A 15,484-nucleotide genomic window follows, 5' to 3' on the forward strand; every position below is an offset into this window, starting at 1 on the left:
CGCCGGACGTTTCAGACGGATCAGACGCGGTCGTCGCGTTGCCCGGGCTGCGGCTGGACCGCATCGGGGCCGGGGGCCCCGGGACTCTCCATGCCGGGGGAGGCGGCGGTGCCAGGGGCCTCAGCACCCGGTGCAACCGTACCGGCAGCGGGCGCGGGGCCTGCGGTGTTCGTGGGGGCCTGATCCTGCGTCTGACGTCCCTGCGTCTTCGCGTCGGCGCCGTCGTCGGCGCCGTCGTCCGATGAGCGGACCTCCTTCTTCAAGATCTTCATCGACTGCCCCAGGCTCTTCGCCAGTGCCGGCAGCTTCGGGGCGCCGAAGAGCAGCAGCACGATGAAGACGATGACGAGCAGCGTCGGGCCGCTGAGATTTCCAAACATGTGGCGTGGGCTCCTTGAATCGAGGTGAGGGCCATTATTCCACGCCACCCTGAACGGCGCAGAGATTACTGGGCGAGATCGTTCCGCGCGGGGGCGGCCTGCGCCACGGACCCGGGCGCGACCTCGGTCTGAACCACGCCGGGCCCCGCCGGAGCGGCGACGGTCGACGCGGGAGTCGAGACGCTCTGCTCCGCCTCACCGTCGGCGACAGCGCTGTCCGTCGTCACCTCGCGTTTGAAGATGCGCATGGACTGACCCAGGTTCTTTGCGAGCATCGGCAGTTTCGGCGCCCCGAACAGCAGGACGACGAGGAAGACGATTGCAACGAGGTGTGCACCACCGAGATTCTGCAGCATGATCTGGCTCCGTTCGCTCGCAGATTCCGTGATTATCGCACGTCAGCCTGCACAGCAACACCCGCGCCGCGACGGCGCTTCACCGCAGCAGCGAGGATGAGTCCGAGCACCCCGCCGAGCGCAAGCCCGAGCACGGCACCGACGACGGCCATGAAACCGGCGATCTGCCCGACCGTGTACTCCGATTCGGGGGCCACCGGGAACGCCAGACTGGCGAGCGCGAACGCCACCGCACCGAGCACGGCGCCGACGATGAGCAGGCGCGTGTACCGCACCGAACGCTGCAGCGAGACCTCCATCCGGGTCTCCGTCACCTCGGGCACGTACTCCGATTCCGGCGTCTCCGCAGCGGACCCGTCGTTCCCCTCCGCTGTCGGGGCGGGGGTTTCGGCGGGGTCGTGCGACGAGGGATCGGAACTGCTCATAGAGACTATTGTCTCAGCCGATCGCTGGTGATCCGCCGGAACCGGTGGCCGTTCGCTGTCATCGCGCTCAGGCGCGGCGGACGAGCGGGAGAATGCCGTCGAGATTGGCCCGCGACCCCGATGCCGTGACCTTCGCCTGGGCCAGAGCGTCCTCCCAGGCGAGTCGTCCGCTCGCGAGCAGCACCCAGGTCTCCGGATCGGTCTCGATGACGTTCGGCGGCGTCCCGCGAGTGTGTCGCGGTCCCTGAACGCACTGCGTCGCCCCGAACGGCGGTACTCGGACCTCGACCGTGTTGCCTGGCGCGATCACCGCGAGCTCCTCGAGCAGGAACCGCGTCGCCATCGCCACTGTCTGGCGATCCCTGTCCCCGTCGAGCACTCCCGACACGGCACTCATGCCGTCCGCCTCGCTGATCCTTCGCCGCGCCACCCGTCCAGGATAGGGGCTCGAGAGCCTGAGCGGGTTCGGTAGTGTGGAGTGCGTGAAGATCCTCGTGCTTGGCCCCGGTGCTCGTGAACACGCCATCGTCCGCGCTCTGCTGGCGGAGCCGGACGGTCACGAGGTGGTGTGCGCTCCAGGCAACGCCGGGATCGCCGCGGAGGGAGTGGAGACGCCTGCGCTCGCCACGGACGACCCGGTCGCCGTCACGAACTTCGTTCAGCAGCACGGGTTCGAACTCGTCGTCATCGGGCCGGAGGCGCCGCTCGTCGCCGGCGTCGCCGATCCGCTGCGCGAACGCGGCATCCCCGTGTTTGGCCCCGGGCGCGCCGCAGCACAGCTCGAAGGGTCGAAGGCGTTCGCGAAGCGGATCATGGCTGAGGCCGGTGTGCCGACCGGGCGCGCGGCCCCCGTCTCGACCGCTGATGAAGCGGCAGCGGTGCTCGATGAGTTCGGCGCCCCCTACGTGGTCAAGGCTGACGGACTCGCCGCAGGCAAGGGCGTGCTCGTCACCCAGGATCGTGATGCCGCACTCGCGCACGTGACCACCTGGGCACCGCACGGCGAGGTGCTCATCGAGGAGTTTCTCGACGGGCAGGAGGTGTCGCTCTTCTTCTTCGCGGACGGACACGACGTCGTCGCCCTGACGCCCGCGCAGGACTTCAAGCGGATCTTCGACGGCGATGAGGGTCCGAACACGGGCGGGATGGGTGCCTACTCACCGCTCCCCTGGGTGGCTGAGGATTTCGTCGAGGAGATCACTCGAACCGTCGCCCTTCCCACCGTGCGGCAGCTCGAGAGCGAGGGCACGCCGTTCATCGGGCTCCTGTACTGCGGTCTCATCGTCACCTCATCAGGTGTGCGCGTCATCGAGTTCAACGCTCGCTTCGGCGACCCGGAGACGCAGGTCGTCCTGCCCCGTCTCGCCTCGCCACTCAGCCGCTACCTGCACGCCGCCGCATCGGGAACGCTCCAGGCGCAGCCCGCTCCCGAGTTCTCGGACGAGCCCGCTGTGATCGTCGTCCTGGCGAGCGAGGGCTATCCCGGCGAGGTCGTGACCGGGCGGGTCATTTCCGGCCTGGAGGAGGCCGCCGCAGTTCCCGGCGTGCACATCGTTCACGCAGCGACGAAGCGGCGGGACGACGGATCCTGGATCGCCACCGGTGGTCGCGTGCTCGGAGTCGTCGGGCGCGGGGCGGACTTCGCCACCGCCCGCACACGCGCCTACGAGGCGGTAGAGCTCATCTCGCTCGAGGGTGGGCAGTTCCGCACCGATATCGCCTCACGCGTGTAAACAGGTCTCGAGCGGAGGATGAAGCGGGTCAGCGCCAGCGGAGCGTGAAACGGCTCAGCGCCCGCGCAGCAGCCGATCGAAGTCGGTAGAGGTATCCCACTCGTCATCGTCGTCGTCGCCCGCACCACCGTTGACGGTGATATTCACACCACTGGCGGCCCAAGCGGCAGACTCGGAGTCGACGGGAGCCTCGGGCAGCTCGGCAGGCTCGTCCGGCTCGATCCGGGCGAGAACCTGCGGGCCGGCGTCTCCGGCATCGTCCGAGTCCGAAGCGGCATCTTCCGCCTCGGGAGCCCCCTCGATCACGGCCTCTTCGACCACGTCCTCATCGACCACGCCCTCTTCGGCTACGTCCTCGTCGACGACCACCTCGGCGTCCACGACTTCCGCATCCTCGACCTCGGCGTCCACGACTACCGCGTCCTCGATCTCACGTTCGCCGGTCTCAGCCTCATCGGCATCGTCCGCAACGGGGTTCTCGGTTTCGCTTTTCGCATCGAACTCAGTCTCGGCCTCGCCAGCCTCGGACTCCGCACCAGTGTCTGCCGCAGCAGCCTCCGCGGTGGCGACGGCCGTGGCCGCGTCGTCCTCGTCGAGGTCGTCGATGGCGGCCGAGAGGTCGCGCAGCAGCACGTCCCACCCCTCCTGAGACGCTGCGGCGCGAGCAGACGGATCGGGCAGCATGTCGAAACCAGTCTCGGTGACCGTGAGGCTCGCGCCGGCCCCGATGGAGCGCAGGGTGATCAGCACGGCGGTCGGGCGGGGGTCGCCCGCCTCGGTCCAGCGGAAGCCGAGCGCGTGACCGTCGACGAAGACGTCGATCTCACCGCTGGCATCGCGGCTCGCGTCGCCCTCGGCCCACTGCTCGCGCACGGTACCCCCGAGGCGCGACTCAAGATTCAGCTCCGGCCACCATTCCGCACGGAGATCGGGGTCGCTCAGATATGCCCAGAGCACCCTTCTCGGCTGCGCTGTCTGGCAGCGCGCGACCACGGGTCCGACCGGAACCATATCCCTCCTCACGACCCCTCCAGCATAACGCGGACCACCGACATCGACCCGCGAGAACGCTGGTCGGCGGTCTGCGAGAATACCCGTGTGACGAATCACTCCGCTCCGCTCGCCATTCCCGGTTGGGAACACCGCTACTCCGGCAAGGTCAGGGACCTCTACGTGCCCGCCGACGGATCCGAATCGCACCTGCTGGTGGTCGCGAGCGACCGCATTAGCGCGTTCGACTTCGTCCTCGAGCCGCCGATCACCGGGAAGGGCGAGGTGCTCACCGCGCTCTCGGAGTGGTGGTTCGACCGGATCCGGATCCCGAACCATCTCGACCCGGCAGGTCCCGAGGTGCCCGCATCTGTGCGCGGACGAGCGATGGTGACTAGACGGCTCGACATGCTGCCGGTGGAGTGCGTGGTGCGCGGCGCGATCACCGGATCGGGATTCGCCGAGTATCAGCGAACAGGGGCGGTGTGCGGCATCGAGCTGCCGGAACACCTCGAGGACGGTGATCTGCTGGAGTCCCCCATCTACACTCCGGCATCCAAGGCGCCGCTCGGCGAGCACGACGAGAACATCTCGTTCGAGCAGAGCGTCGAGCTGCTCGGACGAGAGACGGCTGAAGCGTTGCGCGCCGCGTCGATCCGAATTTTCAGCGAAGCCCGTGACCTCGCCGCCGAACGGGGGCTCGTGCTCGCGGATACGAAGTTCGAGTTCGGCGTGGATCCGGCGACCGGTGAGATCGTGCTGGCCGACGAGGTGCTGACGAGCGATTCGAGTCGGTACTGGGATGCGTCGGCGTACCTGGATCCGGAGTTGCCTCGGGCTGAGCGCCTCGCGTCATTCGACAAGCAGATCGTGCGCGACTGGCTGTCGGCGAACTGGGATCGCATCGGAGAACCTCCGATGCTGCCCGAGGAGATCGTGGATCGCACGCTCGCGCGCTACCGCGAGCTCTACGTGCGATTGACGGGTCTCGAGGCCCCGGTGCGGACCGGCTAAACTGGCTCGTGACGTCCGACCTGCCCTACCCCGATGTTGGAGGCCCTCCGTGCCCACGATTGTTGTTGAAGTCATGCCGAAGGCAGAGCTGCTCGATCCGCAGGGGAAGGCGACCTTCGGCGCCCTCCAGCGCCTCGGCCACGGAGCGTTCCAGGACGTCCGCATCGGCAAGCGCTTCGAGCTGACCGTCGATGGCGACGTGACCGAGGACACGCTGACCGAGGTGCGCAAGGTCGCCGACGAGATCCTCTCGAACTCCGTGATCGAAGACGTCGTCGCGATCTCCGTGGACGGCGCCCCCGTCGACCTTCCGGTGGCACCGTAATGGCGCGGATCGGAGTCATCACCTTCCCCGGTTCGCTCGACGACCGGGATGCGCAGCGGGCCGTCCGCTACGCCGGCGCCGAGCCGGTCGCCCTGTGGCACGGGGACCACGATCTCAAGGACGTGGACGCCATCGTGCTGCCGGGCGGGTTCAGCTACGGCGACTACCTGCGCCCCGGTGCGATCGCCTCCCTCTCCCCGATCATGACCGATGTCGTCGCTGCCGCGAACCGCGGTGTGCCGGTACTCGGCATCTGCAACGGGTTCCAGATGCTCGTGGAGTCGCATCTGCTGCCCGGAGGTCTGATCCGCAACGCGCATCAGCAATTCATCCGCCGCGATCAGCGGCTCATCGTGGAGAACGCAGACACCGCCTGGACTCACCAGTTCGCGGCAGGCGAGGAGATCGTCATCCCGCTGAAGAACGGTGATGGCGGTTTCATCGCCGACGACGAGACGCTCAAGCGGCTCGAAGGCGAAGGGCTCGTGGCGTTCCGCTACGCGGGAGTGAACCCGAACGGGTCGCTCAACGACATCGCCGGCCTGACGAACGAGCGCGGCAACGTGGTCGGCCTCATGCCGCACCCGGAGCACGCCGTCGAAGCGGGCTTCGGCCCCGACACTCCGAGTGCAATGAGCTCAGGCACCGACGGCCTGCGCTGCTTCACGAGCGCGGTCGAGGCCATCGTCGCCCGAGTCTGATCGGGTCGGGGTGGTCGGGGTCATCGAAGCCCCGACCACCCCGACCAGTCAGCGTTCTTCGCGGATCCAGCCCGCGAGCTCCATCGCGAAGTAGGTGAGGATCGCGTCGGCACCGGCCCGCTTGATGCCGGTCACGGCCTCCTCGATCACGCGTCGTCGGTCGATCCACCCGTTCGCCGCTGCGGCCTCGATCATCGCCGCTTCGCCGGAGACCTGATAGGCCCACACGGGAACGAGGCTCTCGGCTGCCACGTCTGAGAGCACGTCGAGGTACGACATCGCCGGCTTGACGATGACGGTGTCCGCGCCCTCGGCGAGGTCCATGCGCACTTCGCGGAGGCCCTCTCGACGGTTGGCCGGATCCTGCTGGTAGGTGCGGCGATCCCCGCCGAGCAGCTGCGAGTCCACGGCCTCCCTGAACGGACCGTAGAAGGCCGAGGCGTACTTCGCGGCGTAGGCGATGAGACCGGTGTCCTGGTATCCGGCCGTGTCCAGCGCCTCACGGACCGCGGCGACCTGGCCGTCCATCATGCCCGAGAGCCCGAGCAGGTGCGCTCCAGCCTCCGCCTGCGCGAGGGCGGCCGAGCGGTATCGCTCCAGCGTCTGATCGTTGTCCACGAAGCCGGATGCGTCGAGCACGCCGCAGTGCCCGTGATCGGTGAACTCGTCGAGGCAGAGGTCGGTCTGCACGACGATATCGTTGCCGACCTCCTCGACGACGGCTCGGAGCGCGACGTTCAGGATGCCCTCGGGATCGTCAACGGCGCTCCCACGCGCGTCGCGCACCTCGGGGACGCCGAAGAGCATGATGCCACCGAGGCCAGCCTCCGCAGCCTCGGTGGCGGCTCGCCTGAGGGAATCGATGGTGTGCTGCACCACACCGGGCATCGAGGTGATGGGACGCGGTTCAGCGAGCCCTTCGCGCACGAACACCGGGAGGATCAGTTCCGCCGGGTGCAGGCGGGTCTCAGCGACGAGGCGGCGAAGCGCCGGAGTGCGGCGCATGCGACGGGGGCGGGCTGCGAGGTCGATGGTCATGGGCTGGTCCTCGATTCGGGTGCTGGGGTGAGGTCTGGGTGCTCGGCTGCAGAGAGGAGGTCGAGGCGTTCGAGTGCGTCGAGCAGGCCGTCCGCGGTGTGCGGATCGGCGATGGCGTCGACCCGCACACCGGCTTCGCGCAGCGCTCGCGCCGTCGGGTGACCGATGGAGACGACACGCGTCGTGTCTGGCAAGGGGGCGAATCGCCGCGCGACCTCACGGGCGATCGAACCGCTCGTGACGAGGATCGCGTCGCACGCTCCCGAGGCCACCAGCGCCGCTGCCTCGACCGTCTCCCGCGTCTCGGGTGCTGGGAGCGTGCGGTACGCAGTCACGCGATCGACGCGATGTCCCGCTTCGCGGAGCGCGCGCTCGAAGGTCGTCCCCGCGATCTCGGAGACGGGCAGGAGGATGCGCGTCGGCTCCTCTCCCAGCAGGTCCAGCAGCGCCTCGGCGATCCCGTCAGCAGAGAAGTCCCCGTCAGGGGTCAGGGCGACGTCGAGGCCTCGGGCGGTGAGAGCCTCGGCGGTGGCGGGGCCGACCGCCGCGATCGCACCGCCGATGCCTGCGCCGGCATCGGCGACTGCCGTGGCACCGTGAGCGCTCGTCACCACCATCCAGTCGTAGAGACCGGCGTTCCAGAGCGACATCGCGGTGGCGAGCTCGCCTGGGTCCTCAGGCGGAGCCTGGACGATGAGCGGAGCCACCACTGGCTCCCCGCCCCTGGCCCGGACCGCGGCGGCGAGACGCTCCCCGGCGTCTCCGCCGCGGGCGATCAGGATCCGCGCAGTCACCGGGCGCTTCCGAGCGGGGCGAGCGACGCCGCTCCGCGCTCGAGCAGGTCGAAGGCCACGCGCCTGCCGAGGTCCACCGCGGCGGCGTCTGACGCTGTTCCACCCGTTTCCGCGGTATCGGCACCGGCGGGCAGCTGGCAGTCGGCTGAGGCCGTCAGCGATTCGGCACCGTCGAGACGGTAGACCGTCGCGCTCAGGAGGAGTCGGTCGCCCGCGATGCGCGCCGTCGCTCCCACAGGAGCCGCGCACCCGGCTTCGAGCGCCGCGAGCAGCTCGCGCTCGGCGAGGGCGCTCGCCCTGGCCTCGCTGTCGTTGAGTGCTGCGAATGCGGTGGCGTACGGTTCCCGCGCGAGATCCGATTCCCGCACCTCGAGCGCGAGCGCGCCCTGACCTGGCGCTCCGGGGGTCCGGTCGAGCGCGAAGCGCTCCGTGATCGCCGAGGAGCGACCGATCCGGTCGAGCCCCGCCGCCGCGAGCACGACGGCGTCCAGGTCGTTCTCGACGCGCCTGAGACGCGTGTCGACGTTGCCCCGGAGATCGCGCACGTTGAGATCGGGACGGGCGCAGAGCAGCTGCGCGGCCCGGCGTGGCGAGCCAGTGCCGACGCTGGCGCCGTGCGGGAGGTCGGCGAGCGTCTTGCCGTCGCGGGCGCACAGTGCGTCCCTGGCGTCGGCGCGAACCGGGATCGCCCCGAGCGAGATGCCCGGGCAGGGGGCGGTGGGGAGATCCTTGAGGGAGTGCACCGCGATATCGCAGCGGTCGCCGATGAGCGCGTCGCGGAGCGCGCTGACGAAGACTCCGGTCCCGCCGAGCTGCGAAAGGGACTGCCGCGACACGTCGCCCTCGGTCTTCACGGTGACGAGCACCACATCGATACCCGTGGCAGCCGCGATCGCCTCGGCCACAGTGGTGGTCTGCGAGATCGCGAGGGCACTCCCGCGCGTGCCGATCCTGATGAGATCGGGTCGCGCACCGACCGGCCCTTCGACACGGGTGACGGTGCTCATGAGTTCCCTCCGGTGGTAATGGGGCCGGTACTCGCGGCATCGGAGCCGGAGACCGCCCGCAGTGCGAGCCGGGCGGCATCGCGCGCACCCGGAATGACCGATGCGAGACCGGTGCCGGACACCCAGTCCCCTGCCAGCACGACGCCTGCCGGCGCCTGCACGTGCGGGCCTTCGCCAGAGACGATCGGTCCACTCACCTGCCAGATCCTCCGCGCCATCCCGCGGACCGAGGCTGCATGGAGCGTGACGCCGAGAATACGCGAGGCATCGGAGAGGGCGAGGTGCATGGCGGCGGAGTCGTCGAGCTGCTCGGTCTCCGGGACCCGGCCGGTGCGACCGTAGGAGAGACGGATCACCTGCCGGTCCTGGCCGGCTCGTCTCGCGAGTACCGGCCATTTGGCGCTGGCGTGCGTCAGGGCCTTCGCCCGGATCGGGTCGTCGTGGTGGTGGGCACGCGGAGAGCCCAGATCCGTGCCCTCGGCCTCGGCGACCAGTGCGCCGGTACCGCGCGGCGCACGGGTGAGGCGTCCGTCGTCGAGCACGAGCGCGATCACCTCGACCCGCTCGGGTTCCCCCGAGGCCGGTTCGACTGCTGGATCGATGAGACGTGCCGCCGTGCGCTCGTCGACGGCGAGCACGATGGCGCCTCCCCGAGCCTGCTCGGCGCCGGACGCGTCTCGCACGGTCCAGTCACCGCCGTCTCGTTCGATCGCGCAGACGTCGACCTCGGTGCGGATTCGGACGCCGAGGCGCTCGAGCTCCTCCACCAGTCGGTGTACGAGCTCGCCCATTCCTCCCTGCAGACCCGAGACGGCGCCGCCGGCTGCCGTGCGGCTGTCCCGCAGATCGCGTGCGGCCCTGACGAGCGAGCCGCGGCGGGCGAACGCGGTGCCCAGGCCGGGAATGGCGTCGATCGGCATCCGCTCGGGCGCGGTCGAGTAGACACCCAGCGACACCGGTCTGACCAGGCGATCGAGCACGCGTGAGCCCAGCCGGGCACGGACGAGATCCGCGAGCGTCTCGCTGTCGGCGCCAACGCTCGCGGGAAGGAGCGGCTCCACGGCCGCCCGCAGCGCTCCGGTCACGCCGAGCGCTGCGAACGAGGCGCGCGACAGCGGGTCGCTCGGCACGCCGCCCGCACCCGAGGCAGGGAGCGGCATGGCGCGATCCCCCGCGACCACCCAGGAACCGAGCGGCGCAGGCGTCGTGATCTCGGACGCGAGACCGAGCTCGCGCAGCAGCTCCTCGACGGTACCTCCGCGCGTCGCATATGCCTCGGCCCCCACATCGATCCGCAGGCCGGCGATCTCGGCCTGGGCGATACGACCCCCGAGGTTCGGCTCCCGTTCCAGCAGATCGACGGGCACTCCGGCGAGCGCGAGGTCGCGAGCGGCGATGAGGCCGGAGACGCCGCCGCCGATCACGACGACCCGCGAGCGCGTCAGACGTGCATCAGCGGTCATGCGCCAGCTCCACGATGCGGGTGAGCACGTCGGGGTCCGCCGAAGGCGGCACCCCGTGGCCGAGGTTCAGCACGTGACCTGGGGCGCGCTCGCCGCGGCGGACGACATCGTCGAGGTGCGCTTCGAGCACCTCGATCGGGGCGTCGAGGTACGCCGGATCCAGATTGCCCTGCAGGGGGAACCGATCCCCGAAGCGCGCGCTGGCCTCGTCGAGCGGCGTACGCCAGTCGATCCCGTGAGCGCTCGTGCCGAGGGTCGCGACCTCCTCGAGGAGGTGACCGGAACCCACGGCGAAGTGGATCGTCGGCAGAGGCTCCCCACCTGCGACGCGCATCGACTGCACCGTCTGCAGCGCACGGCGCGACGCCGGTGCGACATGATCCCGGTAGTCGGCGACGCCGAGCGATCCGGCCCATGAATCGAAGAGCTGGACGGCGCTCGCGCCCGCCTCGACCTGGGCGGTGAGAAAGACGTCGCTGAGCTCTGCGGTCCAGTCGAGTAGCTCGCGCCAGGTCTCCGGATCCGCGTGCATGAGACTGCGCGCACGCAGGTGGTCCTTCGACGGGGCGCCCTCGACGAGGTAGGCGGCCAGCGTGAACGGGGCGCCTGCGAAGCCGATCAGCGGGGTGCTGCCGAGCTCCTCGACCGTGCGGCGCACGGCGGCCCGCACCGGTTCGATCGACTCGCGCAGACGGTCGGGGCCGAACTCCCTCCGGCATCGAGCGACATCCTCCGCCGTGCGTACGGGGTTCGCGAAGACCGGGCCGCGCCCCGCGACCAGGTCGACGTCCACCCCCGCGAGCAGCAGAGGCACGACGATGTCGCTGAAGAAGACCGCAGCGTCGACGCCGTGACGGCGGATGGGCTGCAGCGTGATCTCCGTCGCGACCTCCGGCTCGAGGCAGGCCTCGAGCATGCCGATGTCTTTCCGGATCTCGCGGTACTCTGGAAGGGACCTGCCTGCCTGACGCATGAACCATACCGGCAACTGCTCGGGGCGGTCGCCGCGCAGCGCGCGCACCAGCGGGGCGCGGGTGGTGCGCCCGTCGTTCAAGGGATGGTTCTCAGGCAGCTCATTCATCGGCCGCTAGCGTACCCGATACATCTGATCTGGCTCATCAGATCTATCGGGTACGATGACCTCAGAGCAGCTGTATCGCTTCCCCTCGTCCGTGAACCGCTCGTCTCCTCAGAGCCGGTAGTAGATCGCGACCCGCTTCCCGCCCTGCTCGACCACCTCGACGGGCGTTTCAAACACGCGCTCCAGCACCTCTGGTGTCATGATCTCGTCTGGCGTCCCCGAGGCCACGATCCTGCCGCTCTCGAGCGCGATGATCCGATCGGCGTACGCCGCCGCGAAATTGACGTCGTGAATCACGAGGACCACGGTCTTGCCGAGCGTGTCCGCAGCCGCACGCACCTGGCGCATCATGCCTACGGCGTGCCGCATATCCAGGCCGGTGAGCGGCTCGTCGAGCAGCACGTAGTCCGTGTCTTGCGCGAGGACCATCGCGACGAACGCTCGCTGACGCTGACCGCCGGAGAGCTCGTCGATGAACCGGTCCTCCATGCCTGCGAGGTCGAGGAACGCGATCGCGGCGTGGATCGCTCGGTGATCCGTCTCGGTCAGTCGCCCGTTCGAGTGCGGGAATCGACCGAAGCTCACGAGCTGCCTGACCGTCAGCCTGGCCATGAAGTGGTTCTCCTGGCGGAGGATCGAGATCGTCTTCGCGAGATCCGAGGACTTCGCCTTGCGCACGTCCAACCCGCCGACCGTGACCCTGCCGTGGTCCGCTTCGAGCAGCCGCCCGATGATGGTGAGCATCGTCGACTTGCCCGCGCCGTTCGGGCCGATGAGCGCCGTGACGCCGCCCCGCTCGATCGTCAGATCGATCGGACCGAGCACGTGCTTTCCGGCGTAGTGCTTGTCGATTCCGCGCAGCTCGATCAACGCAGTCCCTTTCTCAACAGGACGATCAGGAAGGTGAGACCGCCGACGAATTCGATGATGACCGTCACGAGACCCGCGGCGGCGAAGATGTTGCGCAGCACGAAGGTCGCGCCGAGCAACGTCACGAGCCCGATCCCGATCGCGAGGGGCAGCGTTTCGGAGTGCCGGTCGCCCCGCACGAACTGGTAGGCGAGCGTGGCGACGAGGAACCCGAAGAACGTCATGGGGCCCACCATCGTCGCCGACACCGAGACGAGCACCGCGGCGATCACGAGGATCGTCACGACCTCCCTGCGGTAGTTCACGCCGAGACTTACGGCGACTTCGCGGCCGAGCGCGATCACGTCGTACGTGCGGCGCTTGCGCCACACGTATATCAGCACGGCGGCGACGATCGCCGCGGCAATCGGCAGATAGTCGGTGTTCCCCTTGCCGATACTGCCGAAGAGCCGGGCGCTGAGCACGTCGAACTCGCTCGGGGTGAGCAGTCGCTGCATGAACGTCGAGACGGACCCGAACCCCATGCCGAGCACCACTCCGACGAGGAGGAGCAGGTGCAGGTTCGCCCGCTTTCCGGAGAACAGCCACCCGTACAGCACCGTCGCGAAAGCCACCATGAGCGCGCTCTGCGCGATGATCTTCGGGATCCCCTCCATGCTCGCAGCGGCCGTGCCGAAGACGAAGACGAGCGCGGTCTGCGTCAGCACGTACAGAGCATCGAATCCCAGGATCGACGGGGTGAGGATCCGGTTGGACGTCGCCGTGTGGAACAGCACCGTCGCGACCGCCTGGGACACCGCGACGAGCGCGATCGTGCCGAGCGACGCGAACCGGGTCTGCACGATCACCCAGAACCCCGAACTCCCCACCGGTGCGGGGTTCTGGTAGACGAGGACCGCCACCGCGAGCGCCACGGCGATCGAGAAGACGATCACGAGCGCGCCGAACCGTCGCCACCACGACTCCGCCGGGTCGGGCAGGTTCGGGAGATCCCCCGTGCTCCCGAGCCTCTCCGCGCCCTGACCGTCCTGACGCGCCTCCGCGGGAACCGACTCAGCCACGACGCTGCCTCAGGAGGAGCGAGACGAACACGGTGGCACCCACCAGGCCGAGGACCATGGAGACGGGGATCTCGAACGGCATGCGGATCGTCCTTCCGATGAGGTCGCACACGGTGACCAGGGCGATGCCGCCGAGGCACACCCACGGGAGATTGCTGCGCACGTGGTCGCCGCGCACCATCGCGACGATGTTCGGAACCACGAGGCCGAGGAACGGGAGGAACCCGACCACGACCGTTGTCACGCCGGCTGCGACGGCGACGAGCGCCGTTCCGGCGATGAGCACCGTCTCATACTTGACGCCGACGCTCGTCGCGACGTCCTTGCCGAGACCCGCGACAGTGATGCGATCGGCACTGATGAACACGAGCACCGTCACAACGGCGACGATCCAGAGCACCTCGTAGTTGCCGCGCACGACGGGCGTGAAGCTGCCCATGAACCAGGTCGACACCATCTGCAGCAGGTTGAACTGCGCGGCGAGGAAGGTGGTGACCGCACTGACGACGGCGCCGAGCATGATCCCGATGAGCGGGACCACGAGCGTCGTGCGAATCACGATCCGGCGCAGGATCAGGAGGAACGCCATCGCGCCAACGAACGCGAACACGCTCGAGACGACCATGCGACCCACCAGCCCTACGGCTGGTGCGAGCAGCGTCGTCAGGAGCAGGCCGAGCGCCGCCCACTCGGTCGTTCCCGACGTCGTGGCATCGACGAACCGGTTCTGCGTGAGCATCTGCATCACGAGTCCGCTCGTCGCCATGGCGGCGCCTGCGAGCACGAGCGCGAGCGTACGCGGCACCCGGGTGATCCAGAACATCTCCGCACCGAACTCGCCGTCGGTGATGTCGTAGACCCCGACGAGCAAGGACGCGACGAGGAGCAGCAGGACGACGACCACCGCGACGACGAGCCGCCACGGCCGGGGCCGACGGGGGTGGTGCGCCGCGATGTCAGGCTCGGGCACCGCCTCGGGGGGAACGTCATCGCTCACCGGGAGACGCCCGGCGGGGCGCCCACCGCTGTCGGTGGACGCCCCGTCTGCACTCCGATGCACTGCGGAGCCGTGATCTCGGCTCATGCGGCGCTGAACGCCTCCTGCAGCTGATCGAAGAGGTGCGTGTACGCCTGGATGTCCTCCGTCAGGTAGAAGCTCGGATCGAGGTAGACCACCTGCCCCTCCTTCACCGCGGTCGTCTGCTTCAACGCCTCGGAGCCCGAGATGAGCTCCTCGGCGGGCACGAACCCGGGCTCGGGCTCGGTGAACGACGCGTCCCGGTCGAGCACGACGATCCAGTCGGGGTTCGCATCCGCGATCGCCTCGACGCTGATGTCGTCGCCGTGGGACGTGTCCTCGGCTTCACGGTCCAGGGCGGGGACCAGGTCGAGTGCCGGGAAGACCGGCCCGACCGCGCGGCCCGTGACGGGAGCGGCGAATTCGATCTTGCCGCCCGAGGTGAGCAAGCCCATCACGGTGTCTTCGCCGTTGTAGGCCTCCTTGGCCGCGGCGATCGACTCGTCGAGTCCTGCGTTGATCTGCTCCGCCTCGTCCTCGTGGGCGAAGATCTGGCCGAGGATCTCCGTCTCGCGCTTCAGCTCGGCGACGGCATCCTCGCCCTCGCGCGGAGCGATCTCGATGACCACGGCGTCGGGGTTCTGCTCCACGAGATCGTCGTAGGAGTCGCCGAAGCGGTAGCCGCCGATGATGAGGTCGGGCTGCGCAGCAACAACTGCCTCGAGGTCGGGCTCGCGGTGGGTGCCGACGTCGCCGACGGCCTCGTCATCCGTGTACTCCGGCCAGTTGTCGCCCATCAGGCCCTTCGGCGCAGCGGCCAGCGGGATCTCCCACTCGCTCAGCGTCTCGAACACGTGGTTGTCGAGCGCGACGACCTTCTCAGGGTTGACCGGCACCTCGACCTCGCCGTGGTTGTCGGTGATGGTGACGGTCGAGGCGGAGGTCGACTCGGCGTCGTCTCCGGAATCGCCGGCCGCGCAGCCGGAGAGCGCCAGCGCGGCACCCAGGGTCAGCGCGGCGAATGCGGCCGGACGGGCATGACGAATGGACACGGGGGTGACTCCCTCACTCTCGAACGAACACCTGGCCGAATGCGCAGTTCTCGTCGCGCTCGGCATGATGAATCCCATCAGTTCAGCGGGATTGAGGGTAGCCTAACCTGCACTTCATCAGATGTTCAAGTCTGGCGCGCCGTGCGCCGGACCGTGAAGCTGCCGCGCAGCGCCGA

General features: G+C 69.0%; 18 protein-coding genes. 4 read left to right on the top strand and 14 right to left on the bottom strand.

The genetic code is table 11. From position 1 onward, the window contains the following. Window positions 1–20: 20 nt before the first annotated feature. From K8P10_RS15475 to K8P10_RS12435, 4 genes are all read right to left on the bottom strand, one after another. The gene (locus K8P10_RS15475; RefSeq protein WP_370631874.1) at window positions 21–380 is read right to left on the bottom strand and encodes a twin-arginine translocase TatA/TatE family subunit; all 360 of its coding nucleotides are present in this window, start codon (window positions 378–380) and stop codon (window positions 21–23) included. Window positions 381–445: 65 nt separating this feature from the next. Next, a complete protein-coding gene (locus K8P10_RS12425) occupies window positions 446–736 on the bottom strand; it encodes a twin-arginine translocase TatA/TatE family subunit (RefSeq protein ID WP_224779217.1) in 291 nt (96 codons plus the stop codon). Window positions 737–768: 32 nt separating this feature from the next. After that, window positions 769–1,161, bottom strand: coding sequence for a hypothetical protein (locus K8P10_RS12430; RefSeq protein ID WP_224779218.1), 393 nt, complete (start codon window positions 1,159–1,161; stop codon window positions 769–771). 67 nt (window positions 1,162–1,228) lie between these two features. Beyond that, a complete protein-coding gene (locus K8P10_RS12435; protein WP_224779219.1) occupies window positions 1,229–1,558 on the bottom strand; it encodes a sterol carrier family protein in 330 nt (109 codons plus the stop codon). Window positions 1,559–1,643: 85 nt separating this feature from the next. On the opposite strand from K8P10_RS12435, the gene purD reads away from it, so the two are divergent. Further along, the gene (gene purD / locus K8P10_RS12440) at window positions 1,644–2,894 is read left to right on the top strand and encodes a phosphoribosylamine--glycine ligase (protein ID WP_224779220.1); all 1,251 of its coding nucleotides are present in this window, start codon (window positions 1,644–1,646) and stop codon (window positions 2,892–2,894) included. A 54-nt stretch (window positions 2,895–2,948) separates the two neighbouring features. On the opposite strand, the gene K8P10_RS12445 is transcribed toward purD, so the two are convergent. Further along, window positions 2,949–3,905: an SRPBCC domain-containing protein gene (locus K8P10_RS12445; protein WP_224779221.1), complete on the bottom strand. Its 957-nt coding sequence runs from the start codon at window positions 3,903–3,905 to the stop codon at window positions 2,949–2,951. A gap of 87 nt (window positions 3,906–3,992) precedes the next feature. Between K8P10_RS12445 and K8P10_RS12450 the strand changes: the two genes are divergently transcribed. From K8P10_RS12450 to purQ, 3 genes are read left to right on the top strand one after another with little or no spacing between them, the layout of a single operon-like run. Continuing rightward, on the top strand, window positions 3,993–4,898 hold the full coding sequence (locus tag K8P10_RS12450; RefSeq protein ID WP_224779222.1) for a phosphoribosylaminoimidazolesuccinocarboxamide synthase: 906 nt from the start codon (window positions 3,993–3,995) through the stop codon (window positions 4,896–4,898). 49 nt (window positions 4,899–4,947) lie between these two features. Continuing rightward, entirely contained in the window at window positions 4,948–5,223 is a 276-nt protein-coding gene (gene purS / locus K8P10_RS12455; RefSeq protein ID WP_224779223.1) for a phosphoribosylformylglycinamidine synthase subunit PurS, read from the top strand. After that, entirely contained in the window at window positions 5,223–5,924 is a 702-nt protein-coding gene (purQ, locus tag K8P10_RS12460) for a phosphoribosylformylglycinamidine synthase subunit PurQ (RefSeq protein ID WP_224779224.1), read from the top strand. Before purS ends, purQ begins: the two co-directional genes overlap by 1 nt. A gap of 48 nt (window positions 5,925–5,972) precedes the next feature. Here the strand turns inward: purQ and hemB are convergent, their stop codons facing one another. The 9 genes from hemB to K8P10_RS12505 all read right to left on the bottom strand — a co-directional run bounded on the left by hemB (window position 5,973) and on the right by K8P10_RS12505 (window position 15,308). Next, window positions 5,973–6,962, bottom strand: a complete 990-nt coding sequence (gene hemB, locus K8P10_RS12465; RefSeq protein ID WP_224779225.1) for a porphobilinogen synthase — start codon at window positions 6,960–6,962, stop codon at window positions 5,973–5,975. Further along, window positions 6,959–7,756, bottom strand: a complete 798-nt coding sequence (locus K8P10_RS12470; protein WP_224779226.1) for a uroporphyrinogen-III synthase — start codon at window positions 7,754–7,756, stop codon at window positions 6,959–6,961. The genes hemB and K8P10_RS12470 overlap by 4 nt, the downstream gene beginning before the upstream one ends. Further along, window positions 7,753–8,763: a hydroxymethylbilane synthase gene (gene hemC / locus K8P10_RS12475; RefSeq protein ID WP_224779227.1), complete on the bottom strand. Its 1,011-nt coding sequence runs from the start codon at window positions 8,761–8,763 to the stop codon at window positions 7,753–7,755. The genes K8P10_RS12470 and hemC overlap by 4 nt, the downstream gene beginning before the upstream one ends. Continuing rightward, window positions 8,760–10,226 (bottom strand): NAD(P)/FAD-dependent oxidoreductase, encoded by a 1,467-nt coding sequence (locus tag K8P10_RS12480; RefSeq protein WP_224779228.1) that lies wholly within the window; start codon window positions 10,224–10,226, stop codon window positions 8,760–8,762. Before K8P10_RS12480 ends, hemC begins: the two co-directional genes overlap by 4 nt. Beyond that, window positions 10,216–11,307, bottom strand: coding sequence for a uroporphyrinogen decarboxylase (gene hemE, locus K8P10_RS12485; protein WP_224779229.1), 1,092 nt, complete (start codon window positions 11,305–11,307; stop codon window positions 10,216–10,218). The genes K8P10_RS12480 and hemE overlap by 11 nt, the downstream gene beginning before the upstream one ends. Window positions 11,308–11,415: 108 nt before the next feature. Continuing rightward, complete coding sequence (locus K8P10_RS12490) at window positions 11,416–12,177, bottom strand: ABC transporter ATP-binding protein (RefSeq protein WP_224779230.1); 762 nt, start codon at window positions 12,175–12,177, stop codon at window positions 11,416–11,418. Then, window positions 12,174–13,238: an iron chelate uptake ABC transporter family permease subunit gene (locus K8P10_RS12495; RefSeq protein ID WP_224779231.1), complete on the bottom strand. Its 1,065-nt coding sequence runs from the start codon at window positions 13,236–13,238 to the stop codon at window positions 12,174–12,176. The genes K8P10_RS12490 and K8P10_RS12495 overlap by 4 nt, the downstream gene beginning before the upstream one ends. After that, window positions 13,231–14,322 (bottom strand): ABC transporter permease, encoded by a 1,092-nt coding sequence (locus K8P10_RS12500; protein ID WP_224779232.1) that lies wholly within the window; start codon window positions 14,320–14,322, stop codon window positions 13,231–13,233. Before K8P10_RS12500 ends, K8P10_RS12495 begins: the two co-directional genes overlap by 8 nt. Further along, on the bottom strand, window positions 14,319–15,308 hold the full coding sequence (locus K8P10_RS12505) for a siderophore ABC transporter substrate-binding protein (protein WP_224779233.1): 990 nt from the start codon (window positions 15,306–15,308) through the stop codon (window positions 14,319–14,321). Before K8P10_RS12505 ends, K8P10_RS12500 begins: the two co-directional genes overlap by 4 nt. Window positions 15,309–15,484 lie beyond the last annotated feature (176 nt).

This window comes from Leucobacter sp. Psy1, assembly GCF_020096995.1.
Classification (GTDB): Bacteria; Actinomycetota; Actinomycetes; order Actinomycetales; family Microbacteriaceae; genus Leucobacter.